This is a genomic window from Faecalibacterium sp. HTF-F (assembly GCF_023347535.1).
In the GTDB taxonomy this organism is placed as follows: domain Bacteria; phylum Bacillota; class Clostridia; order Oscillospirales; family Ruminococcaceae; genus Faecalibacterium; species Faecalibacterium wellingii.
In genome coordinates, this window is sequence record NZ_CP094473.1 from 356,069 (window position 1) to 380,159 (window position 24,091).

Sequence of the window (24,091 nt, forward strand, 5' to 3'; positions counted from 1 at the left end):
GAACAATGGAACCGATCATCAAAGTGGACAATGTTTCCATGTGCTTCAACCTCTCCAAGGAAAAGCATGAGAGCCTGAAGGAATACTTCCTTGCCATGGTGCAGGGCCGCCTGCAGTACGATGAATTTTACGCCCTCAAGGACGTGAGTCTGGACATCATGCCCGGCGATTTCTACGGCCTTGTGGGCCTGAACGGCTCGGGCAAGTCCACCCTGCTCAAGACCATTGCGGGCGTGTACAAGCCCAGCAAGGGCAAGGTGACGGTCCGCGGCTCCATCGCCCCGCTCATCGAGCTGGGCGCGGGCTTTGATATGGACCTGACCGCCCGCGAGAACATCTATCTCAACGGCACGGTGCTGGGCTTCTCGCCCAAGTATCTGGACGAAAAATTTGATGAGATCGTGGAGTTCAGCGAGCTGCAGAACTTTCTGGATGTGCCGCTGAAGAACTACTCCTCCGGCATGGTGGCCCGCATCGGCTTTGCCATTGCCACCATCACCAAGCCCGATATCCTCATTGCGGACGAGGTGCTTTCGGTGGGCGATTTCCTGTTCCAGCAGAAGTGCGAAAAGCGGATGCAGGAGCTGATGGCAGGCGGCACCACGGTCATTCTGGTGTCCCACTCCATCGAGCAGATCGAGCGCATGTGCAGCAAGGTGGCATGGCTGAGCCACGGCCACCTGAAAATGAACGGCGATACGGCAACGGTCTGCGCGGCCTACAAGGCAACGCAGCGCGGCGAGGCCTGATATGAATGTACGACTGAAACGTGCCAGAGAACTGGCAGGCTATGCGGTGCAGCTGACGAGGGACGAGGGCCTGCCCACCATGCTCAAACGGGGCGCGGGCTTTGTCAAGCGCCGCTGCTTTGGCAAGCGTGCCCGCTATCTGCCCGCCAAAAAGGTGCTGGAAGCCCAAAAAGCAGAAATGGCCGGCAAAACGGCGGCAGACTGCGGCCTGCCCACCATCAGCATCCTGACCCCACTGTATAATACACCGGAAAAATACCTGCGGGAATTTCTGGATTCCTTTGTGAACCAGACAGCCCCCAACGGTCAGCTCTGCCTTGCGGATGCTTCCGATGCAGAACATGCCGATGTGAAGCGCATCGTAGAGGAATATCAGACAAAATATCAACGTATCGTATACAAAAAGATCGAAAACAAGGGCATTGCGGCAAATACAAATGCTGCGGCAGAGCTTGCCGCAGGGGAATATCTGGCCCTTGCCGACCACGATGACATTCTGGCACCCCATGCCCTGTACACCATGGGCAAAGCCATTCTGCAGCTGCGGCAGCGCGGCGAGCCGGACGGCTTTCTGTACAGCGACGAGGCACTGTTCACCAAGAGCATCCAGCGGCCCATGGTGGCCCACTTCAAGCCGGACTACGCCCCAGACTACCTGCTGTGCTGCAACTACATCTGCCATCTGGCGGTGTTCCGGAAAGCCCTGTGGGACGCCATTGGCGGCGAGCGCCCGGAGTGCGACGGCAGTCAGGACCACGACCTGTTCCTGCGCCTTGCCGAAAAGACCGGCGGCGCAGCCCATGTACCGCAGGTGCTCTACTACTGGCGGGTGCACGCAGGCTCCACTTCCGGCGGCGCGGACGCTAAGCCCTATGTGGCGGCGGCGGCAAAAAAGGCGCTGGCCGACCATCTGGCCCGTACCGGACGCACCGGCACCGTGGAGGATGGCCTGTTCCCCAGCACCTACCGGGTGAAGTGGGACATTGTGGGCGAACCGAAGGTAAGCATCCTCATCCCCAATAAGGACCACACCGAGGATTTGGAAAAGTGCCTGCACAGCATCTGGACCAAAACCAGCTGGGAGAACTTTGAGGTCATCGTCATCGAGAACAACTCCACCGACCCGGCCACCTTTACCTATTATAAGGAAGCCCGGCAGCGCTACGACGGCCTGCAGGTGGTCAACTACCCGCAGAAGGGCTTCAACTTTTCCGGCATCAACAACTTTGGCCGGCAGTACGCCAGCGGGGATTATCTGCTGCTGCTGAACAACGACGTGGAGGTGCGCAATGCCGACTGGCTCACCGAGCTGCTGCGGCAGTGCGCCCACCCCAGCGGCGCGGCCATCTGCGGCGCGGAGCTGCTCTACCCGGACGAGACGTTGCAGCATGCAGGCGTTGTGACCGGCCTTGGCGGCTACGCGGGCCACAGCCACAAATACCGCAAGGCGGGCGGCAGCGGCTACATGTTCCGCGCTGCCACGGTGCAGGACTTTTCCGCCGTCACCGGTGCCTGCCTGCTGGTAAAGACCAGCGTGTGGGACGAAGTGGGCGGTCTGGACGAAGCCTTTGCGGTGGCCTTCAACGATGTGGATTTCTGCCTGCGGGTGCGGGATGCAGGGTACCGCATTGCGTGGACGCCCTACGCCCGGCTGACCCATTACGAGAGCAAGAGCCGCGGCGGCGACGAAAAAGACCCGGTGAAGGCCCGGCGCTTTGCCGCCGAGCAGCAGCGGCTGTATACCGTGCACGGCAAGGCGAACATCCTGCACGACCCCTACTATAACCCCAACCTGACCATGGACCGGGAGGATTTTTCCGAAAGCAATGATCTGCGCGGGCTGAAAGAGGGACGCATCACGGTGCAGTGGAGGGGATGAACCCTCTCAGGCGCTATCGCGCCAGCTCCCCCGAAGGGGGAGCTTTATGCGCTGTGGAGGAAAAGAAAACCTTCTGTTTGCAGGAAAAACTTGCCGATTCGCAGGGAAAAAGCTCCCCCTTCGGGGGAGCTGACATCGCGCAGCGATGGCTGAGAGGGTTATTAGGAGGAGCACCAAATGAACATCAAAGGCCATTTTGAGACCATCACCCGGCACAAGCTGCTGGTGATGAAATACTGTTTTGCCTGCGGACTCTACGAGCAGGGCCTTGCCCATGACCTGAGCAAGTACAGCCCCACCGAGTTCATCCCGGGGTGCATCTACTATCAGGGCGACCACAGCCCCAACGAGGCCGAGCGCGCGGCGCGGGGCTACTCCTCCGCGTGGTTGCACCACAAGGGCCGCAACAAGCACCATCTGGAATACTGGATCGACTACAGCACCCGGAAGGCGGGCCTTGCCGGCATGAAGATGCCCCTGCGCTATGTGTGCGAAATGGTGTGCGACCGCGTGGCCGCCAGCCAGATCTATCTGGGCGACAGGTACACCGATGCTTCCCCGTGGGAATACTACGAGCGCAGCAAGACCCACTACCTGCTCCACCCGGAGACCCGCGCCCTGCTGGAAGAGCTGCTGAAAATGGTGCGCGACCTTGGGCATGACCGCACCTTTGAGCACATGAAATACCTGCTGGGCTGCGAAAAAGATTACTAAAAGGAATGGTTTGTATAAAAACACCGCTGAGGGAGACCCGGCGGTGTTTTTTGTATGCCATGAAAAACACAAAACCACTCCGGTTGACCATCACGCGGGACTGCAAAAATACATGTCATTTTTTGTGTTATCCACGCATTGACAAAAGGGTACGAAGGGGGGTAAACTTAACTCATCCAAGCCGGAGGGGCTCCGCTTGAGTGTGAAAAAACTCTGATATTCAGGAGGAATACAAAATGAAGCTGTTCAAAAAGATCATGGCAGCAGCACTGGCAGCAGTGATGGTGCTGGCAATGCTGACCGCCTGCGGCGGCACCGACCCGGAGGCGCATGTGCTGGAGGTGCTGAACCAGCTCCGTACAGAAACCTACAGCCAGAGTGCACTGACCCGTAGCAGCGAAGCGGATACAAATGCACAGAATGCGGCTGCGGTGCTCAAGAATTACTACGAGGGCAGTGCTACGAAAGATGAGCTGTGGGATAGCACGATGCAGATGCAGCAGACACTGGCAGAAGGCTGTACCTATAAGGGCCAGATGATCTTCCGGGATCCGAACTCGGTCACCAAGGAAAGTTTTGATAACTATAAATCGACGGTTAGCAGGAGCGACAGTCAGTATGTGGGTGCCGCTACGTTCTCGGCGTGTGGCTGGACATATACGATTGTTGTCGTGTACTGAGCAAAAACCAAAGGGAGGTCCCTGTTGCGGGACTTCCCTTTTTGCATGGCCGGAAAACGGAAAATGCCATAAAACCACAAATCCCCCAGCCCGGGCAGCGGCGTGCCGCTCAGGCTGGGGGATGTTTTTGCGCAGGACGCGGGGTTACTGCTCGTTCTCGTAGATCTGGATATAACGGGGTGCGTTCTTATCCTGAATGAACAGCAGCGCGGCGGTCAGGGCCACCGCCAGAGCAGTGAGGACGGCGAGCAGTGCTTTGAGAACCTTCATCGTTTCAAGCCTCCTTGGTAAGTCTGGCGCGGAGCGGGGGACGTTCCGCAGTTTTTGCTTGCCCTTAGTATAGCATAATCCGCATGCAAAGGCAAACACCGGATGCAGGAAGAAAAATACGGTGGTTAGTTGTATATAACCACGAAAAAATGAAAAGAAAGTTCAGGAAATTACATCATTTTTGCGCCATTGTCGTTGACTTCCCACGCCAAAATGATACAATAAGTGTGTTAAGCAGCTGCTGTCCCTGTACCAGTGCGCCTGCATGGGCGTGGGGGCGGCAATTCAAGCAGAATGGGGGATTTGAATTCCATGTTGAACAAGCTGAAACGTGCGGCGCTTGGCGCGCATACGCCGCATGACAAGGCAACTGCTGCAAGCAAACCGATCCCGATGCCTCTGCCCGCGCAGGTACGCATCCTCATGAGCCAGCATATCGGCGCTCCCGCCAAAGCTCTGGTCAAAAAGGGCGACGAGGTATTCGTTGGCACTAAGATCGGCGAGGCTGGCGGCTTCGTCTCTGCAAACATCCACTCCAGCGTTTCCGGCACGGTTGCCGCGGTGGAGCCCTTCCGTCTGTCCAATGGCCGCATGTGCGACTCTGTCGTTATCAAGACCGATGGCAAACAGACCGTGGACCCGGCTGTCAAGGCACCGGAAGTGACCGATAAGGCCAGCTTCCTCAAGGCTGTGCGTGAGTGCGGTCTGGTCGGTCTGGGCGGCGCAGGCTTCCCGACCGACGTAAAACTGCAGCCCAAGCAGCAGGTGGATACCCTGCTGATCAACGCTTCCGAGTGCGAAGTGTGGCTGACCAGTGATACGCAGGAGATGCTGAACTGCAGCGATGATATCATCCGCGGCATCAAGGCCGTGCTGCAGTACACCGGCATCCCGAAGTGCGTCATCGGCATTGAGAACAACAAGCCCGAGTGCATCGACCTGCTGTGCAAAAAGACCAATGGCGACAGCACCATCGAGGTCAAGCCCCTGCCCAGTGTCTACGGCACCGGCGCAGAGCTGATCCTCATTGAAAAGTGTCTGGGCCGCGAAGTGCCCCACGGCGGTCTGCCCGCAGATGCCGGCGCTATCGTCATGAACGTGACCAGCGTCTCCACCCTTGGCAAGTATCTGGCTACCGGTATGCCGGTGGTCGAGCGCACCATCACCGTGGACGGCGACGCCTGCGCAAAGCCCCAGAACATCGTTGTCCCCGTGGGCACTGCCTATCAGGACATCATCGATTTTGCGGGCGTCAAGGGCGAGCTGGGCAAGGTGGTTGCCGGCGGTGCCATGATGGGCCCCGCTGTGGAGAACCTGAGCTACCCCACCACCAAGACCACCTCCGGCCTGATCTTCCTGAGCAAGGCCGCTGCAGAGCCTGCACCGGTAAATCCCTGCATCCGCTGCGGCCGCTGCGTGGAGTACTGCCCCATGGGTCTGGAGCCTGTGGAGGTCAATCAGGCTTACGCTGCACGCGATGTGCAGGAGCTGGGCAAGCTGCATGCAGACTACTGCTTCAACTGCGGCAGCTGCTCGTTCGTCTGCCCGGCAAAGCGCCCTGTTACCCAGATGATGAGTCTGGCAAAGGCGTTCTACCTTGGTGAAATCAAAAAAGGAGGCAATAAGTAATGGATACGAAGCTTATTGTTTCGGCTTCCCCGCATGTGCGCAGCGAAGAGACCACCCAGAGCCTGATGGCCAACGTGATCGTCGCCCTGTGCCCCTGCGTGGTGGCCTCTGCCATCATTTTTGGCGTGCGTGCACTGCTGGTAACAGCCGTGTCCGTGGTGGCCTGCGTGGCCTTTGAGTGGCTGTACTGCAAGCTGCTCAAGAAGCCCAACCCCATCAGCGACCTGTCCGCCGTCGTCACCGGCATCATTCTGGCCATGAACGTGCCCGTGGGCATGCCCATCGGCCAGCTCATCATCGGTGATCTGGTGGCCATCGTCATCGTCAAGCAGCTGTTCGGCGGCATCGGCATGAACTTTGCCAACCCCGCTCTGGTGGGCCGTATCGTGCTGTTCATCAGCTTTGCCGGTTCCATGAACAAGTGGGTGTTCCCGGATGCAGCGGTGGACCAGCTGTCCAGCGCTACCCCGCTGGCTGTGGCCGATAAGTCCAAGCTGAGCCTGCTGGATCTGTTCATGGGCATCCATGGCGGTGTGCTGGGCGAGACCTGCGCACTGGCCATCGTGCTGGGCCTGATCTATCTGGTGGCCACCAAGACCATCAGCATTGCCATCCCGGCTTCTTACGTCGGCAGCATGTTCGTGTTCTACCTCATTGCTACCCACAGTGTGCACGAGGCTCTGGTTGCCGTGCTGAGCGGCGGCCTGCTGTTCGGTGCCGTGTTCATGGCTACCGACTACGTTACCAGCCCCTTCACCCTGAAGGGCAAGCTGGTGTACGGCGTGGCACTGGGCATCGTCACCTTTGCCATCCGTTACTGGGGCAGCTACACCGAGGGCGTGTCCTTCGCACTGCTGTTCATGAACCTGTGGGTCCCCTACATCAACGATCTGACCCGTCAGACCCCGTATGGCTACATCAAGCCTGCAAAGAAAGCAAAGGAGGGTGCTGGCAAATGAGTAAGTCTTCCAACTGGGAGAGCACCATCAAGCCCATTGTTGTGCTGAGCGTTATCTCCCTGATCGCCAGCCTGCTGCTGGCACTGGTGAACGGCATGACCGCCCCGGTCATTGCCGAGAACACCAAGCGCACCACTCTGGCCGCTTATGTCGGCGTGCTGCCTTCCGTTTCGGACGCCAGCGAGCTGGAAGAAGTGACCGATTACACCACCGCCGGCATCACCGGCGTGGTCAAGACTCCGGACGGCAGCACTGCGATCAAGGCCGAGGAAAAGGGCTTTGACGGCGGTATCCTGACCGTTATCATGGGCTTTGATGCCAATGGTGCCGAGACCGGCATCTGGGTGGACGCTTCTACCCAGACCAAGGGCATCGGCTCCAACGTGAGCAGTGACGACTTCCTGGCGCAGTTCGATGGCATGGATGGCACCCAGAACATTGTGATGAATCAGGATTACGATGCCTACAGCGGCGCAACCATTTCGTCCACCGCTCTGTTTGCTGCCATCAATGACTGTGTCAACTGCTACAACGAGCTGGCGTAAAGGAGGTTGGTAAGAAATGGCACAAGAAAATAAGTCCAAGGTAAGCATCCTTACCAACGGCATTATCAAAGAAAACCCCGTTCTGCGTCTGGTTCTGGGTACCTGCTCCATTCTGGCAGTTACCACCGCAGTTTCCAGCGCTCTGGGCATGGGTGCCGCCTTCACCTTCGTGCTGGTGTGCTCCAATATCATGATCTCCCTGCTGCGCAAGGTGATCCCCGGCAAGGTGCATCTGCCCTGCTACATCGTCATTATCGCAAGCTTCGTGACCATCGTTCAGATGTTCATGCAGGCTTACATGGAAAGCCTGTACAACGCTCTGGGCGTGTTCCTGCCCCTGATCGTTGTCAACTGTATCATTCTGGGCCGTGCCGAGATGTTCGCCTGCAAGAACAGCATCGTGGACTCCGCACTGGACGGCGTGGGCATGGGCGTTGGCTACACCCTCACCGCTACCTTGATGGCCTCCATCCGTGAGATCCTGGGCAGCGGCACCTGGCTGGGCTTCCAGGTGATCCCGGAAAGCGTTGCCAAGGTCTCCATCATGACACAGGCTCCCGGTGCATTCTTCTGCTTTGGCCTGTTGATGGCCGGCTGTGTGTGGCTGGAAGGCAAGCTGGACGCCCGCATCGAGCGCAAGAGCTGCTGCGACCTTGATAACCTGAAGAAGGAGGCAGAATAAGATGTTAGTAAAACTCGCTGCGATCTTCTTCAGCATGATCCTGGTCAACAACTACGTGCTGGTGAAGTTCTACGGTATCTGCCCGTTCCTGGGCGTTTCCAAAAAGCTGGATTCTGCGGTTGGTATGTCCGGCGCCGTTATCTTCGTCATGTTCATGGCAACGGCCGTTACCTTCCCCATTCAGATCTTCATTCTGGACCCGGCTGGTCTGAGCTACCTGCAGACCATCGTGTTCATTCTGGTCATTGCTGTTTTGGTGCAGTTCATCGAGATCTTCCTCAAGAAGTACGTGGTTGCACTGTATAACTCTCTGGGCGTTTACCTGCCCCTGATCACCACCAACTGCTGTGTTCTGGCTGTCACCATTCTGGTCGTGGGCGACTACGGCGCAGATGTGGCTGCTATGGGCTTCGGTGTTGCTTACATTGAGGCTCTGGTCTGTGCCATCGGCGCAGGCTGCGGCTTCATGCTGGCCATGGTCATGTTCAGCGGCGTGCGCAAGCGCGTGGAAGCCTGCGATCCCCCGGCACCCTTCAAGGGCCTGCCCATCACTCTGATCGCAGCAGCAATCACCAGCCTGTCCTTCATGGGCTTCGGCGGCATCGTCGAAAACCTGTTCAATGTCACGCTGTAAGGGAGGAACAGGATTATGAATATTGTATCTGCTGTTATCCTGTGTACCATCGTGGGCGCAGTCGGCGCGATCGTTCTGGTCGCAGCGGCCAAGTTCATGGCGGTGGAGGAAGACCCCCGCATTGAAGAAGTTACCAACTGCCTTGCCGGTGCAAACTGCGGCGGCTGCGGCTACGCAGGCTGTGCGGACTACGCAAAGGCTGTGGTCATGGACGGCGTGCCCTGTGACAAGTGCGCACCCGGCGGCCCCAAGGCTGCCGCTGCCATTGCCAAGATCATGGGCGGCACGGCCAGCGCCGTGGAAAAGAAGGCGGTTGTCCAGTGTCAGGGCAATTCCGAGCACTGCAAGCCTGCTTACGATTACAAGGGCATCCAGACCTGCGCAGCCGCTGCTGCGCTGTACGGCGGCCCCAAGACCTGCTCCTTTGCCTGCGTTGGTCTGGGCGACTGCACCAAGGTGTGTAAGTTCGATGCCATCCACATTGTGGACGGCGTGGCCAAGGTGGACAAGGACAAGTGCACCGGCTGCGGTGCCTGCGCAAACATCTGCCCCAAGCAGGTCATTATGATCGACGTGGGCGGCCCGCGCAAGCCGGTGGTCATGTGCTCCAACAAGGACAAGGGTCCTGTGGCCATGAAGGCCTGCACCACCTCCTGCATTGCCTGCGGTATGTGCGAGCGCACCTGTAAGTTTGACGCTATCCACGTGGTGGATGGCGTGGCCCGCATCGACTACGACAAGTGCAAGGGCTGCGGCATGTGTGCCCAGAAGTGCCCCAAGCACATCATCCTCTTCCCGCTGAAGGATGACCCCAATCCCCCGAAGCCGGTGGTGAAGCCCGCCGCTCCCGCTGCTGCCCCTGCAGCAAAGCCGGAAGCCAAGGCTGAGGCAAAGCCCGAGACCAAGGCAGAGTAAACTGTAAAAACCAAAGCCCGCCGTGCAGCGATGCCCGGCGGGCTTTTTGCAGCTTTTTGTAAGAAAATCCGGTTGCAATGAGGCGAAATTGTGGTTAAATAGAAGGAGGATATTTCCGCAAGGAGAGAAACACCATGGAACAACAGTCTGCACGCCTGCGGAATACAGGCTTTCTTACCTTCTTCTTCAGCGGCATCTGCGCCATCAGCGCTGGCGTTGTGGTCAGCCTTTTGCAGGAAGAGCACGGCTTTGCCTACGGCATGACCGGCACCCTGCTCTCGCTCATGAGCATCGGCAACCTGATCGCCGGGTTTCTGGTGGGCGTGCTGCCCAGTGCGCTGGGCATGAAACGCAGCGTGCTGCTGCTGACCATCGGCTACGCGGTGGGCTACAGCCTGATGGGCCTGACGGGTGCCGTGGCGGTGCTGGCGCTGGCGTTTTTTCTGGTGGGCATCGCCAAGGGCAGCGTCATGAACACCTGCACCATTCTGGTCAGCGATAACTCGGCCAACCGTACCCGGGGCATGAACCTGATGCACAGCTGTTACGCCTGCGGTGCACTGCTGTGTCCCTTCCTCATTGCAGCGGCGGCAAGGGTGAGCACCGCACTGGCAGTATTCCTGCTGGCGGTGCTGGGCCTGCTGCTCTGGCTGGTGTATGGATTTACTCCGCTGGGCGGCGGGAGTCAGAAAACAGCCCGGACGAAAGAGGTCATCGACTGGAGCTTTCTGCATGCACCGCGCTTCTGGCTGCTGACCGGCCTTTTGTTCTGCCAGAACGCGGCGGAGCAGAGCGTTACCGGCTGGATGGTGACCTATTTTAAGGGTAGCGGCATCATTGCCGGTTCGCTGGCGGCCTACACCGTCACGGTGATGTGGGGTGCCACATTGGTGGCACGCCTGCTCATTGCGTTCGTGTTCCCGTTCAAGAACCCGCGCAAGGCCATGGTGGGCATGAGCGTGCTGTGCACCTTCTTCTATGTGCTGCTGGTGCGGGCTGACACGCAGGGCATGGCCATTGTGCTGCTGTTTGCATTTGCATTCTCGATGGCAGGTCTGAACCCCACTGCGGTCGCCAGCGCAGGCCGCATGACCAGCGTTACCAGCATGGGCATCATGCTGCCGGCGGCGTCCAGCGGTGCCATCCTCATGCCGTGGATCATCGGCATCGTGGCCGAAAAGACGGGCCTTGCCGCCGGTATGGCATCCAATATCGTGCCCTGTGTGGGGCTGATTATTTTCACCCTGCTGGTGGCTAGATTGCCGGAAGAGTAAAAGTGAGCGAAAGGAGAACAGAAGAATGAAAAACGATACGAGCCAGAGAACAAAGAAAGAAGAAAAAGCAGAGAATAAATTAAAAAATGCTTTATCTGCACCCCAAAAGGCTATAGTGCAGGCGATTGATGTAAATGGCAACGGTGAAATTGACATTGAAGACATTATCGCACTTGGAATGCGGGTTCCGGGGATACGTGTTAATAGAGAGGATTTTTTAAGAAGAGAATTTATGAAAAATCATCCGGAGAATGTTGTTGACAAAATCGTCCAACTGAATCCGGCACAGGCGAAAATCAATCCGAGGGAAGTTGATAAACTGGCAGATGAAGTTATAAAATTTGAGCGCAATTGTGTTTCAGGAATTTCAGCGGCGCTTGGCATGCCAGGCGGTATAGCGATGGTAGGAACAATTCCTGCCGATTTGGCACAGTATTATGGATATCTGCTTCGTGCCACACAGAAACTAATGTATCTTTACGGTTTTCAACAGATAGACACAGGAAATGAAAAGGCAATGATGGATTCCGAAACGATGAATATCCTGATCCTTTGCATGGGTGTTATGTCTGGTGTGCAAGGTGCAAATACTGCATTAAAGACAATGGCAAATGCACTGGGACGTGGAGTGGAGCAGAGATTGTTGCGGTTTTCGTTGACGAAAGGAACAATCTATCCAATTGTAAAATCAGTTTCCAAATGGTTTGGAGTCAAAATGTCGAAGCAAATCTATGCAGGCTTCTTCAGAAAAGCAATTCCTGTAGTGGGCGGTGCACTTGGTGGCGGAATTACATTTTTCACGTTTAAACCATGCTGTGACCGGTTGAAAGATGCGCTGAAAGATACGTATCTTAGTAATCCTCTTTATCATGAAACCGAAGAAGAAAAAGAAATGAACAAAAAAATTGAGGTAGAATATAAAGAAATAAACTAAAAAGCTTAGTTTCCGATCCCTCTTGCTTTTGCGCTGAACTCGCACCCGCAGTAATCCTGCCGGTACAGGCCGTATTCCTCCGAAAGCTGCAGGCTGCGCAGATAGCCGTTGTGCTTTTTGAAGTCTGAGGGCAGATGCTTGACCCCGAATTCTGCCTCCAGCTCCTGTCCGATGGCGTTGATGCGCTTGGCGTCCTTGTGGGGGCTGATGGACAGCGTGGTGGTGAACCAGTCAAAGCCGTTTTCACTGGCGTACTGCGCCGCCCGGCGCATCCGCAGCCGGTAGCAGACCGTGCACCGACTGCCCCGCTCCGGCTCGTTTTCAAGGCCGGTGACGGCGGAGTAGAACTCCTGCGGGTCGTAGTGGTCCTCCACCACGGTCACACCCAGAGGATGGGCTGCCGCCACGAACTTCTTCAGTTCCTCGCCGCGGCGGTGGTATTCTTCCGCAGGCCAGGTGTTGGGGTTATAGTAAAGCACCGTGATTTCAAAATACTGGCACAGTTGTTCCAGCACGGCGCTGGAACAGGGCCCGCAGCAGGCGTGCAGCAGCAGGCGCGGACGGGTGCCGCCCAGCTCCTTGAGCACGGCATCCATCTGCTGTGCAAAATTCAATTGAGTTGCCATTTTTATCATCCTTTGTTATACTGATTGAGAAAATTCCTTAAAAAGCTCGCCCCTTCGGGGGAGCTGGCATTGCACAGCAATGACTGAGAGGGTTTGTTTTCTTATTATAACATATTCCGCTTGAAAATACAGGAGGCCCCATGACACAGGAAAAGATCGCCCGCATCAACGAGCTGGCAAAAAAGAGCAAGACCACCGGCCTGACCGAGGCCGAGAAGGCAGAGCAGCAGGCTCTGCGCCGCGAGTACATCGATGATATGAAGGCCAGCCTGCGCGCACAGCTGGCCAACACCTCCATTCAGGAGCCGGACGGAACCATCCACAAGGTGACCCTCCGTGCCGACCTTGAGAAGCCCCGCAGCTGAACGCACAATTTTACGCGCACTTTTTTGGAGGAAAACGCAGCTCAAAGCTGCGCTTTCCTCTTTTTTTGCGCGGAAAACTGTGCTATACTATACTAGCATTGGTGCGTGCATGATGCGCCGGTGCGCTTTCCCAAGGTGGCGTATCCCGGGCAAGGTGCACGGAAAAGGCTGTCTTTTGAAAAAATGATAAAGAGGTCATTTATTATGCTTACTGCAATTACGGGTATCAACTGGGGCGATGAAGGCAAGGGCCGCATGGTCGACCTCATCAGCCAGGAGTATGACATCGTTGCACGCTATCAGGGCGGCAACAACGCCGGTCACACGGTGAAGAACGAGCGCGGCAAGTTCGTGCTGAACCTGCTGCCCTCCGGCATCCTGCGCCCCAATGTCGTCTGCGTCATGGGCAACGGCATGGTCATCGACCCGCATCATCTGGACGGCGAGATCAACAAGCTGCGGGAGCAGGGCGTTGAGATCAGCCCGGCAAACCTGAAGATCTCCGACCGTGCAACCATCACCATGCCCTACCATGTGGAGCAGGATGGTCTGGAAGAAGCCCGTCTGTCCAAGACCGGCGCACAGTTCGGCTCCACCAAGCGCGGCATCGCCTACGCTTACGGTGATAAGTACATGAAGAAGACCCTGCGCATGGGCGACCTGCTGCATCTGGATGACGCGGTGAAGAAGCGCCTCATCACCATGGTGGACTCCAAGAATCTGGTGATGGAGGGCAGCTACAACGCCGCTCCCATCAACGTGGATGAGATGTGGGCATGGCTCGAAAAGTATGCCGCCATCTTCAAGGACTACATCTGCGATGTGGGCCAGTATCTGGCTGATGCCGACGCCGAGGGCAAGAAGGTGCTGTTTGAGGCACAGCTGGGCGCTCTGCGCGACATCGATTTCGGCATCTACCCCTATACCACCTCTTCCAACGTCATCGGTGCCTACGCTCCCATCGGCGCAGGCATCCCGGGCCACAAGCTGCACAACTCCATCGGCGTCATGAAGGCTTACTCCTCCTGCGTGGGCGACGGCCCCTTCACTGCCGAGCTGGCAATGACCGAAGAGGAAAAGCACGACCTGCGTGAGGCTGGCCACGAGTACGGCGCAGCCACCGGCCGTCCCCGCCGCGTGGGCCCCATCGATCTGGTGGCAAGCCGCTACGGCGTGTTCTGCCAGGGCTGCGATGAAGTTGCTCTGACCCTGCTGGACGTGCTGGACTACATGGAAAAGATCCCCATGGTCACCGCTTATAAGCTGACCGACGGCAGCACCACCACCCGCTTCCCCATGGGTGAAGCTCTGGATACCGCACAGCCCGTGGTGGAGTACCTGCCCGGCTGGCACTGCGATATCACCGCGGCCCGCAAGTGGGAAGACCTGCCCAAGGAAGCACAGGCCTACGTGGAATATCTGGAAAAGGCTGTTGGCTGCAAGATCGCCTATATCTCGGTGGGTGCCGAGCGTGAGGCTTACATCCATCGCGTCTGATGTTCCCGGCAGCCCCGAATGTTGCAGAAAAGGAAGCGTCACAGATGTTTGATATCATTACCGACAGCGCATGCGACCTGACGCCGGATACGGCCCGGCAGCTTGGTGTTGAGGTCGTGCCCTTCTACGTCTCGCTGGACGGCGAGCACTACCGCAAGGAGGGCACCGAGATCGCCGTGCGGGATTTCTACCAGTTCATGGTGGACAACCCCTCGGCCTATCCCAAGACCAGCCTTGCCTCCATCGAGGACTTTGAACAGATCTTCCGTGCCCATGCTGAGGCGGGCCGGGCTGTGCTGTGTCTGGTGTTTACCAGCAAGATGAGCGGCTGCGTGGGCAGCGCCCGCAATGCCCGGGATCTGGTGCTGGAAGATTTCCCCGATGCCCGCATTGAGGTCATTGACAGCGCGGCAGCTACCGTTACCGAGTCCACCATGGTGGAAAACGCCGTGGCCATGCGGGACGCAGGTTGCACGCTGGACGAGACCGTGACATGGCTGGAAGCAGAGAAGGCCACCAACCAGATCTTCTTCACGGTAGGCAATCTGGACTATCTCATCAAGGGCGGCCGCATCGGCAAGGTGACGGGCCGTGCAGCCAACATGCTGGGCATCAAGCCGATGATCCTGTTCAAGGATGGCGAGATCTTCTCCGGCGGCGTGGCCCGCGGACGCCAGAAGAGCTTTGAAAAAGCGCTGGAGCAGCTGATGAACTATCTGGATGCCCACGGCGGCACCCCGGACGACTACCGCATCACAGTGGGCTACGGCTACGATGCCGACGAGGGCAAGCGCCTGTGGATGCAGACGCGCGCGGCTCTGCGTGCAAAGTACCCCGGCGCACAGTGCGAAGTGGGCCTGCTGCAGATCGGCTGCACCATTGCCGTGCACACCGGCCCCTATGCGCTGGGCATGGGCGTGATGCGCCGCTGGAAAAAGCAGGGCTGATACCATTATAAAATAAGAACGGCACCGTATGGCTAAAAAGCTGTACGGTGCCTTACTTTTTTACATAAAACTGCTATCGTAGAATCGGCCCGCGTGTCGGCAGCTTTCTCTTCGGACACGACTCGGGCCATTCCATCGCCCGCCCTATTGCCTTGCGGCAACAGGGTCCCACCCCAGCGGACGGTCCTCAGAGAAACTCCCGACCCACTGACCGTGGCAGATTCTTTTGAATGGGAAAATTATGATTTGCAAACTTTTTATGAACCCTATTGACAAAGTGGGAAAACAGGAGTATATTTTTAGCAGTCGAACAGATAGAGTGCTAAAACAAGCGAAACCAGTTCGGCAGGAGGTGCACGAAACCGTGAAACAACTGAAGAATAGCCGCTGCTTCCCGTTCGGCAGCATCTCTGCGCCGGGATTTTAGCAAACGGCTGTCATGTCCGCTAAAATAAACCTTCCGGTATGAATGGAGGCTTGACTTTATGAATACCAATCAATATACACAGAAAACGCTGGAGGCTCTGCAGGCAGCGCAGCAGCTGGCTGTGGAGTATCAGCATAACCAGCTGGAACCCGAACATCTGCTGCACGCACTGGCTTCGCAGGAGCAGGGCCTGATCCCGCAGCTGCTGCAAAAGATGAATGTGGACCCCGGCAGCTTTTCTGCCGCCGTGGCCGAAAAGCTTTCGGCTCTGCCCCGGGTGTCCGGCTCCGGCCGTGACCCCGACAAGGTCTATATCTCGCAGGCCACCGATAAGGTGCTCAGCGCCGCGGCCCGCGAGGCAAAGGCCATGAAGGATGACTATGTCAGCGTAGAGCATGTGTTTCTGGGCCTGCTGAATGAGCAGGATCAGAACACGGCAGAACTGTTCCGTGCCTTTGGCATCACCAAAGATAAGTTCCTGCAGCAGCTCACAGCAGTGCGCGGCAACCAGCGCGTCACCAATGACAACCCGGAGGATACCTACAACGCCCTGCAGAAATACGGTCAGGATCTGGTAGACCTTGCCCGCAAGCAGAAGCTGGACCCCGTCATTGGCCGCGATCAGGAGATCCGCAACGTGATCCGCATCCTGTCCCGTAAGACCAAGAACAACCCCTGCCTGATCGGTGAGCCCGGCGTTGGCAAGACCGCCATTGCTGAGGGTCTTGCACAGCGTATCGTGCGCGGCGATGTGCCCGAAAACCTGAAAGACCGCATCGTGTTCAGTCTGGACATGGGCGCTCTGGTGGCCGGTGCAAAGTACCGCGGCGAGTTCGAGGAGCGCCTGAAGAGTGTGCTGAACGAGGTGAAGAAGAGCGAGGGCAAGATCATTCTCTTCATCGATGAGCTGCACACCATCGTGGGTGCCGGCAAGACAGACGGCGCCATGGACGCAGGCAATCTGCTCAAGCCCATGCTGGCCCGGGGCGAGCTGCACTGCATCGGTGCTACCACGCTGGACGAGTACCGCCAGTATATCGAGAAAGACCCCGCTCTGGAGCGCCGCTTCCAGCCAGTACAGGTGGATGAGCCCACCGTGGAGGACACTATCTCCATCCTGCGCGGCCTGAAGGAACGCTACGAGGTGTTCCACGGCGTGAAGATCAACGATAGCGCCCTGATCGCCGCTGCCACCCTGTCCGACCGCTATATCACGGATCGTTTCCTGCCGGATAAGGCCATCGACCTTGTGGATGAAGCCTGCGCCATGATCAAGACCGAGATGGACAGCATGCCCAGCGAGATGGATGATCTGGCCCACCGCATCACCCAGCTGCAGATCGAGCAGGTGAGCCTGAAAAAGGAGACCGATGCCCTGAGCCAGAGCCGCCTGAAGGATCTGGAAAAGGAGCTGGCCGAGCTGCAGGATAAGTTCCGCAGCATGAAGGCAAAGTGGGAGAACGAGAAGAACGCCATCGGCAAGGTGCAATCCCTGCGTGAGCAGATCGAGCAGACCAATGCCGACATTGAAAAGGCTCAGCGTGAGTACGACCTGAACAAGGCTGCCGAGCTGAAATATGGCAAGTTGCCTCAGCTGCAGAAACAGCTGGAAGAGGAAGAGAAGATCGCCGCCGCCAAGAAAGAGGACAGCCTGCTGCGTGACCGCGTGACCGACGAGGAAATCGCCCGCATCGTGGCCCGCTGGACCGGCATCCCGGTGGAGAAACTGGTGGAGGGTGAGCGCGAGAAGCTGCTGCATCTGGACGATGTGCTGCACCAGCGGGTCATCGGTCAGGACGAGGCTGTGACCAAGGTGAGCGAGGCCATCCTGCGCAGCCGCGCCGGTATCGCCAACCCCAACCGCCCCATCGGCAGCTTCCTGTTCCTCGGCCCCACCGGCGTGGGCAAGACTGAGCTGGCCAAGGCACTGGCACAGGCACTGTTTGACGACGAGCGCAACATGGTGCGAATCGATATGACCGAGTATATGGAGAAGTTCAGCGTCAGCCGTCTGATCGGCGCGCCTCCGGGATACGTCGGTTACGAAGAGGGCGGCCAGCTGACCGAGGCTGTGCGCCGCAAGCCCTACAGCGTGGTGCTGTTCGATGAGGTGGAAAAAGCCCATCCCGATGTGTTCAACATCCTGCTGCAGGTGCTGGACGATGGCCGCATCACCGACAGTCAGGGCCGCACCGTGGACTTCAAGAACACGGTCATCATCCTCACCTCCAATCTGGGCAGCGACATCATCCTGAACGATCTGGAGCAGCGCCGCGCCAACGGCTCCAACGAGCTGAGCGAGGAAGCAAAGCATCAGATCGACCAGCTGCTGAAGAGCAAGTTCCGTCCCGAATTCCTGAACCGTCTGGACGAGATCGTCTACTACAAGAGCCTGACCAAGGACGAGATGCGCAGGATCGTGGATCTGCAGCTGCAGGATCTGCGCAAGCGCATGGAGGAGGGCAAGCACCTCAAGCTGGAGGTCACCACCGCCGCCAAGGACTTCATCATCGATTCTGCCTACGACAGCGTCTATGGTGCACGTCCCATCAAGCGGTTCATCCAGAGCCGCGTGGAGACCCTGATCGCCAAGGCCATCATTCAGGGCAGCTATACCGAGGGCAACACCCTGACGGTAGACTGCGAGAACGGCGCTTTGACCCTGCGATAACGCGGATTTTACCTGTTTTGTACGGACTTTGCGGCCAGAAAGCTTGCACCACCGTACAGAATATGGTATGATTACAAATAACATTGATGTGCTTTTCATCGCGGAACAGCAACGATGGGGAGCACATTTTTGTATGTGAGAACATTTATCCCAAAACTCTCTCAGGCGCGTTGCGCCAGTGTGCGATATCGCGGGCAGCAGCACCTTCTGCGTGGAAGGGGCAGGCATCGCCGCGCGATGCCTGAGAGGGTTCAAACAAAAACAGAAAGTTGAGTGTGATTTCCCTTTTTATGGACGATGGCAGTATTACGCTTTTGGCGGCGTTGATCATTCTGGTGGCATTTTCCGCCTTTTTCTCCGCCTCTGAGACCGCATTTTCTTCCCTGAACCAGATCCGCCTGAAAAGCCGTGCTGAGGACGGCGATTCGGCAGCAGCCCGTGTGCTGGCTATGTCGGAAAAGTACGACAAGCTGCTCTCCACCATCCTCATCGGCAACAATATCGTCAACATTGCCGCAGCATCCATTGGCACAGTGCTGTTCACCCGCCTGCTGGACCCGGAGCGGGGCGCGACGGTGTCCACCTTCGTGCTGACCATTGTGGTGCTGATCTTTGGCGAGGTGACTCCCAAGAGCCTTGCCAAGGAGATGCCGGAGACGGTTGCTACGGCGGTTTCGCCCTTTTTGAACCTGCTGCTGATCCTGTTCACCCCGCTGACCTGGCTGTTCACCCAGTGGAAGCGCCTGCTGGGGCATTTCATCCACAGCACCGAGGAGGACACCATCACCGAGGGTGAGCTGATGACCATGGTCAGCGAGGCCGAGAACGACGGCGAGCTGACCGACCGGGAAAGCCAGCTCATCCGCAGCGCCATTGAGTTTGACGATGTGGAGGTGGAGGAAATCCTCACGCCCCGCGTGGATGTGATCGCGGTGGAGGACGACCTCTCGCTGGATGATGTGGCCGATACCTTTGCGGAATCGGGATATTCCCGTCTGCCCGTCTACCACGGCACCATTGACAACATCATTGGTGTGGTACATGAAAAGGACTTTTATCTTGGCCGTCTGCGCAAGGATACCACGCTGGAAGACCTTGTGAAGCCCACCCTTTATACCACCGGCTCCACCCAGATCTCCCAGCTGCTGCGCACCCTGCGCGAGCAGCACCACCACATGGCGGTGGTGGTGGACGAGTACGGCGGCACCGAGGGCATCATCACACTGGAAGATATTCTGGAAGAGCTGGTAGGCGAGATCTGGGATGAGCACGACGAAGCGACCGAGGACTTCCGCAGGCAGTCGGACGGCAGCTGGATCGTGCTGGGCAGTGCCGGTGTGGACGACCTGTATGAGAGGCTGGGCCTGCCGGAGGATGAGGATATCGATTCCAATACGGTGAACGGTCTGGTGCAGGAAAAAACCTGCCATTTGCCCAAGGTGGGCGACCGGTTCACGCTGGGCGAGTACGACGGTGTCGTTACCCGCACGGCCAAGCGCCGCGTGACTGAAGTGCGTCTGACCCCGGCGGATAAGCCGGAGGTGAAGAAGGACGAAGAGGACAGGCAGCGCTTCAACCGGATCACGAATAAATAAGAAGCGGCTTCCCATAAGCTGCGTGCAGGGCATTCTGCCCGGCAAGCAGGAACAGCAGCCGAAAGACCGAACGATACAAAAAAGCAAGTGCACACATCTCCATCAAAAACGCTGGTTTTTGAAAAGAGTGCGGCACTTGCTTTTGTTTTTATGTGCTCACAGCCGGAGCGATCTCAGGCGGGTTCTTTTTGAGTGGGCGGTTGCGTGGGCGGGGTGGGCTGGGCAGAGCAGACCACCGGGGCGTCCGGTGCAAACTGCAGATATTCCCGCGGGGCAAAGCCCAGAAGCCCGGCCAGCGGGGCAAAATGCTTTTGTTTCAGGGTATTGTTGAACCGTGTGACCGAATCGTTGTAGATCAGGCTGCTGGTATAGATCATGCGGTTGTAGCAGTTGGCCGCTTCGATGCAGCGCTGGTAGGTCTTGTCTGCCTTGATGGCCGGGCGGCTCTCGGCCACGGCGGTCACATAGCTCATGGCCTGCGCAAGCCGCTGCTCCTGTTCCAGCACCTGTGCCGGTGTGGAAAGCGCATGGATGGAGGGCGGCGGCAGCACCAGCTGGGCCGAAGGGCCATAGCTGCGGAGCAGTTCCAGAAGCGCTTCCAGTGCGCGGAAGCGGGAGGAAAGCTGCAAGCCGATCTGTTCCATGGCAATTTTGATGTTGTCGTCCAGCTGGCGGAGACTGCGATATACTGCGCCGACCCAGACTGCAAGCAGAAGCAGCAATGGGATGAGTACGTATATCATACAGGAGACCTCCCTTCAAAGAAGTAAAATCGGGCGGCAGTACAGTCGTCTGAGCTTACTATAACACAAAATGTGCGGCAGAAGGGTATTTGGCATGAACCGCCCACAAAATGCATTGAATCGACCTTTTACAGGGAAATGCGCAGCACAAACTGATCTTGCTGCCGGGCAAAGCTGTACATGCCGCCGTATTGCTCCACAATGGCGCAGATGCTGCGCACGCCAAGGCCGTGACCGGGCTGGCTGGTGGTGGGAATGCCCTGCGCGTCGAACTGGACCGGGAAAGAGCAGGAGTTTGCGATCTGCACAAACAGCCTGCCATCCTTTTCGTAGGCGGTGGTCTCCACAACAGCGGGCTTTCCGGCCTGCTTCTGGCGCTGCCCGGCGTGCAGGGCGTTTTCCAGCGCGTTGGAAAACAGCACGCACAGATCGCTGTCCGGCAGCGGCAGAATCAGCGGGATGGCTGCATGGACCCGGAAATCGATACCATCGTGCTGTGCGCGGGCAGCAAAGGAGGAGAGGATGAGGTTGGCGGCCTCGTTCTCGCAGTAAACATTCACCTTGCTGGCTTCGATCTCAGCACACACACTGTGGATGTACTCCTGTGCGGCTTCCGTGCGGCCGTTCTCGATGCAGGCAGAAAGATACTGCAGATGATGGCGCAGGTCGTGGCGGTAGGTGCTGGCCTTGCGCTGGCTCTCCCGCATGGCTTCGATCTCACGCACGGCCTGAGTCACCTGCAGGTTCAGGCTGTTCCGGGTCTGTTCCAGCTGGCTGCGCAGCTGCTGCTCCTGTGTGGTGTGCAGCACAAAGCCCAGATAGGCCAGACTGCACACAAAGGGCATGAACTCCACAGCCGCCTGGTTGCCGCTGGAAAGCAGGTCGGTGTAGATGCGGGTAAAGTAGTCAAAGAGATAGCTCAGCAGCGGGATCATGCCGAATTGCAGCTGCAGCAAAAGCGGGGAGCGGGACAGTGCCCGCACCGACGGTGCGATCCAGCGGATCAGCACCAGAAGAATCGGCAGAGTGACGATCAGCTCGGTGGCGTCCTGCAGTACGGTGCCGCCCGCCGGGAACAGCGCAATGACCAGCAGCGCGGCCCAGCGCCGCAGCTGGCAGCACAGATAGGCTGTCAGCACGGATACCAGCGACCATAGCGCACGGCGGGTCATGGCGGCCAGCAGCAGCCACAGCGGCAGATGGGTGATGAGCGGGTAGAGATACCGGGCAAGGCCGGTGCCCCAGCGCAGGCTGACCACACCCTGCAGCGCCAGCATCAGGATGGTGCATCCCACAAGCAGGAGCCTGCGGCGGCGGGTCCATTCGATCTCACAGAAGGCGGCAGACAGCACGATGCCGAAAATGCCCACCGCGGCAAGGTTGCACAGGGAAAGGGCTTCCGTCAGGAGGCTGCTCACAGCATCACCTGCTTTCGGCGGAAGGCGTATTCCAGATACTGCCGGCGGATGTCGGAGGATTTGCCGTGGGGAATGGGGATCTGCACCAGATTGGTCAGGGTGACGGCCCGGCTGGAGATGTTCTGGACATATTCCATGTTGACAAGGAACGAGCGGTGCGGGCGCAGAAAGATCTCATAGGGGGCCAGCTGCCGGGCCAGCTCGTCCATGCTGCCGGTGCTCTCCAGAACGCCGCCGTCTGAAAGGTGGAACAGCAGGGTGCGGCCCAGCACCTCGCAGTACAGCAGCCGATCCAGCTCGATGCGGGAAATGCCGGTCTTGCACCGCAGCACCAGACTGCGCTGGTCGGCCCGGCGGCACTCGGCAATGACCGAGTCGGTCAGTCGGAAAAAGCTTTCCTCCCAGATGGGCTTGAGCTGATAGAAGTAGGCGCCCACCATATAGGATTCCACCGCAAACTCGGTGGAAGAGGTGAGAAAGATGATCTCGACTGCAGTGTCGTACTGGCGGATCTCCTTGGCGACGGTGATGCCGTTTTCAGCCGGCATGATGACATCCAGAAACAGGATATCATACCGCACGCCCTTTTCGATCTCGGCCAGCAGATCCAGCGGACTGCGGAACGCTGTGCACTGGATCTGGATGCAGCGCTGAGTGCGGTATTTTTCCAGCAGGGCAGACAGCTGATCCAGAACAGTCTGGTCGTCGTCGCAGAATGCGATTTGGATCATAGCGGTTTCCACATCCTTTGTTCGTGTTGGCCGGGCACTTACAGCTGGGCTTTGCCCATGCAGTAGGTCTGCAGCACATCGTAGTTGTCGTCCAGCACCACAAGGTCGGCGTCCTTGCCCACCTGAATGGAACCCTTGCGGTCATCCAGATGCAGGCAGCGGGCCGGGTTGATGGTGCAGGCGTTCAGTGCGTAGTTGAAGGGCACCATGGCTTCTTCCACAAGGATGCGCAGGCCCTTGTTGATGTTCAGGGTGGAACCGGCCAGCGTACCGTTGTCCAGATGCGCGCTGCCGTCCGGGTAGATGGTGATATGGTTGCCGCCAAAGATATACTCGCTGCCGATGGGGGTGCCCTTTGCCATCAGTGCGTCCGAGATCATGATGGCGTAGTCCGGGCCCTTGCTCATAAAGTAGTTGTTCAGGGCAGCCGGGGTGGAGTGGCAGCCGTCGCAGATGATCTCACCGTACATGGTGCGGATGCGGTAGGCTGCGCCCACCAGACCGTTTGCACGGTGGGCAAAGGGGGACATGCCGTTGTAGACATGGGTCATGGAGCGGGCACCGTTGGCCCATGCCATCACAGCCTGCTCGTAGGTGGCGGCGCTGTGGCCGATGCTGACCACCACGCCGTGCTCGGTCAGGTAATGGGTCAGGGCAAAGCCTTCGTCGTGCTCAGGTGCAAGGGTCACATAACGGATGTGGCCGCGGGCGGCCTCCTGATAGTGCTTGAACTGCTCCACGCTGGGCTTTGCAATGTACTCCGGCGGCTGTGCGCCCTTGTACTTCATATCGAGGTAGGGGCCCTCAAAGTGGATGCCAAGGATCTCGGCACCCTCATAGCCACCCTCCATTACGTCGGCCACATTGGCCACGGCATTGGTCAGCACCTCCACGCTCTGGGTGACGGTAGTGGCCAGAAAGCTGGTCACGCCCTCGGAAACGATATGCTTGGCCCAGTAGCGCAGGCCCTCCGGCTTTGCGTCGTTGGTGTCGAACTCATAGGCACCATGGCAGTGGATGTCCATAAAGCCGGGAACGATGCGCTTGGAGCCGTAGTCCACATCGGCCTGCTTTTCCCCATAGGGGAAGATGCCGGTGATCCGGCCCTGCTCCAGCTCCAATGCAGCCGGCACAAACTGGTCGGCAAGCCATACCTTCTTGCTCTGGATGATCATACGCTTAACCCTCCGTACTATTCATCATAAAA

General features: G+C 58.0%; 23 protein-coding genes. 17 read left to right on the forward strand and 6 right to left on the reverse strand.

The features are described 5' to 3' along the window. Positions 1-5: 5 nt before the first annotated feature. The 4 genes from MTP37_RS01710 (at position 6) to MTP37_RS01725 (ending at position 4,022) form a co-directional block, all read left to right on the forward strand. Positions 6-749 carry an ABC transporter ATP-binding protein gene (locus tag MTP37_RS01710; RefSeq protein ID WP_005943870.1) on the forward strand — a complete coding sequence of 248 codons (744 nt, stop codon included), beginning with the start codon at positions 6-8 and terminating at the stop codon, positions 747-749. 1 nt (position 750) lies between these two features. After that, on the forward strand, positions 751-2,628 hold the full coding sequence (locus MTP37_RS01715) for a glycosyltransferase family 2 protein (protein ID WP_249237931.1): 1,878 nt from the start codon (positions 751-753) through the stop codon (positions 2,626-2,628). Positions 2,629-2,805: 177 nt separating this feature from the next. Next, positions 2,806-3,342: a DUF5662 family protein gene (locus MTP37_RS01720; RefSeq protein WP_249235440.1), complete on the forward strand. Its 537-nt coding sequence runs from the start codon at positions 2,806-2,808 to the stop codon at positions 3,340-3,342. A 236-nt stretch (positions 3,343-3,578) separates the two neighbouring features. Further along, on the forward strand, positions 3,579-4,022 hold the full coding sequence (locus MTP37_RS01725; protein WP_249237932.1) for a hypothetical protein: 444 nt from the start codon (positions 3,579-3,581) through the stop codon (positions 4,020-4,022). A gap of 144 nt (positions 4,023-4,166) precedes the next feature. Here MTP37_RS01725 and MTP37_RS13085 read toward each other — a convergent pair whose 3' ends face one another. Next, on the reverse strand, positions 4,167-4,292 hold the full coding sequence (locus MTP37_RS13085; RefSeq protein ID WP_005943878.1) for a hypothetical protein: 126 nt from the start codon (positions 4,290-4,292) through the stop codon (positions 4,167-4,169). A gap of 312 nt (positions 4,293-4,604) precedes the next feature. On the opposite strand from MTP37_RS13085, the gene rsxC reads away from it, so the two are divergent. From rsxC to MTP37_RS01765, 8 genes are all read left to right on the forward strand, one after another. Then, the gene (gene rsxC / locus MTP37_RS01730; RefSeq protein ID WP_242959231.1) at positions 4,605-5,921 is read left to right on the forward strand and encodes an electron transport complex subunit RsxC; all 1,317 of its coding nucleotides are present in this window, start codon (positions 4,605-4,607) and stop codon (positions 5,919-5,921) included. Then, a complete protein-coding gene (locus MTP37_RS01735) occupies positions 5,921-6,880 on the forward strand; it encodes an RnfABCDGE type electron transport complex subunit D (RefSeq protein WP_097777391.1) in 960 nt (319 codons plus the stop codon). The genes rsxC and MTP37_RS01735 overlap by 1 nt, the downstream gene beginning before the upstream one ends. Then, positions 6,877-7,425, forward strand: coding sequence for an FMN-binding protein (locus tag MTP37_RS01740; protein WP_249237933.1), 549 nt, complete (start codon positions 6,877-6,879; stop codon positions 7,423-7,425). Before MTP37_RS01735 ends, MTP37_RS01740 begins: the two co-directional genes overlap by 4 nt. A 16-nt stretch (positions 7,426-7,441) precedes the next feature. After that, positions 7,442-8,107, forward strand: coding sequence for an electron transport complex subunit RsxE (rsxE, locus tag MTP37_RS01745; RefSeq protein ID WP_005943886.1), 666 nt, complete (start codon positions 7,442-7,444; stop codon positions 8,105-8,107). A gap of 1 nt (position 8,108) precedes the next feature. Continuing rightward, on the forward strand, positions 8,109-8,741 hold the full coding sequence (locus MTP37_RS01750; RefSeq protein ID WP_005943888.1) for an electron transport complex protein RnfA: 633 nt from the start codon (positions 8,109-8,111) through the stop codon (positions 8,739-8,741). 15 nt (positions 8,742-8,756) lie between these two features. Continuing rightward, a complete protein-coding gene (locus tag MTP37_RS01755) occupies positions 8,757-9,656 on the forward strand; it encodes an RnfABCDGE type electron transport complex subunit B (RefSeq protein ID WP_249237934.1) in 900 nt (299 codons plus the stop codon). A 134-nt stretch (positions 9,657-9,790) separates the two neighbouring features. Next, positions 9,791-10,930, forward strand: coding sequence for an MFS transporter (locus tag MTP37_RS01760; RefSeq protein ID WP_249237935.1), 1,140 nt, complete (start codon positions 9,791-9,793; stop codon positions 10,928-10,930). A gap of 25 nt (positions 10,931-10,955) precedes the next feature. Beyond that, entirely contained in the window at positions 10,956-11,864 is a 909-nt protein-coding gene (locus MTP37_RS01765; protein ID WP_249237936.1) for an EcsC family protein, read from the forward strand. Between the two features lie 5 nt (positions 11,865-11,869). On the opposite strand, the gene MTP37_RS01770 is transcribed toward MTP37_RS01765, so the two are convergent. Then, complete coding sequence (locus tag MTP37_RS01770; RefSeq protein WP_249237937.1) at positions 11,870-12,499, reverse strand: epoxyqueuosine reductase QueH; 630 nt, start codon at positions 12,497-12,499, stop codon at positions 11,870-11,872. Between the two features lie 131 nt (positions 12,500-12,630). Between MTP37_RS01770 and MTP37_RS01775 the strand changes: the two genes are divergently transcribed. The 5 genes from MTP37_RS01775 to MTP37_RS01795 all read left to right on the forward strand — a co-directional run bounded on the left by MTP37_RS01775 (position 12,631) and on the right by MTP37_RS01795 (position 19,992). Then, entirely contained in the window at positions 12,631-12,855 is a 225-nt protein-coding gene (locus tag MTP37_RS01775) for a DUF896 domain-containing protein (protein ID WP_154260758.1), read from the forward strand. 204 nt (positions 12,856-13,059) lie between these two features. Continuing rightward, positions 13,060-14,352 carry an adenylosuccinate synthase gene (locus tag MTP37_RS01780; RefSeq protein ID WP_249237938.1) on the forward strand — a complete coding sequence of 431 codons (1,293 nt, stop codon included), beginning with the start codon at positions 13,060-13,062 and terminating at the stop codon, positions 14,350-14,352. Between the two features lie 44 nt (positions 14,353-14,396). Next, entirely contained in the window at positions 14,397-15,299 is a 903-nt protein-coding gene (locus MTP37_RS01785; RefSeq protein WP_249237939.1) for a DegV family protein, read from the forward strand. A gap of 485 nt (positions 15,300-15,784) precedes the next feature. Continuing rightward, positions 15,785-18,397 (forward strand): ATP-dependent chaperone ClpB, encoded by a 2,613-nt coding sequence (gene clpB, locus MTP37_RS01790; protein WP_249237940.1) that lies wholly within the window; start codon positions 15,785-15,787, stop codon positions 18,395-18,397. A 290-nt stretch (positions 18,398-18,687) separates the two neighbouring features. Next, positions 18,688-19,992, forward strand: coding sequence for an HlyC/CorC family transporter (locus MTP37_RS01795; protein WP_249237941.1), 1,305 nt, complete (start codon positions 18,688-18,690; stop codon positions 19,990-19,992). A 173-nt stretch (positions 19,993-20,165) separates the two neighbouring features. On the opposite strand, the gene MTP37_RS01800 is transcribed toward MTP37_RS01795, so the two are convergent. From MTP37_RS01800 to nagA, 4 genes are all read right to left on the reverse strand, one after another. Continuing rightward, positions 20,166-20,735, reverse strand: a complete 570-nt coding sequence (locus tag MTP37_RS01800; protein ID WP_249237942.1) for a LemA family protein — start codon at positions 20,733-20,735, stop codon at positions 20,166-20,168. A 128-nt stretch (positions 20,736-20,863) separates the two neighbouring features. Further along, complete coding sequence (locus tag MTP37_RS01805) at positions 20,864-22,153, reverse strand: sensor histidine kinase (RefSeq protein WP_249237943.1); 1,290 nt, start codon at positions 22,151-22,153, stop codon at positions 20,864-20,866. Further along, positions 22,150-22,884: a LytR/AlgR family response regulator transcription factor gene (locus tag MTP37_RS01810; protein ID WP_249237944.1), complete on the reverse strand. Its 735-nt coding sequence runs from the start codon at positions 22,882-22,884 to the stop codon at positions 22,150-22,152. Before MTP37_RS01810 ends, MTP37_RS01805 begins: the two co-directional genes overlap by 4 nt. Positions 22,885-22,922: 38 nt before the next feature. Beyond that, entirely contained in the window at positions 22,923-24,059 is a 1,137-nt protein-coding gene (nagA, locus tag MTP37_RS01815) for an N-acetylglucosamine-6-phosphate deacetylase (RefSeq protein WP_249237945.1), read from the reverse strand. Positions 24,060-24,091 lie beyond the last annotated feature (32 nt).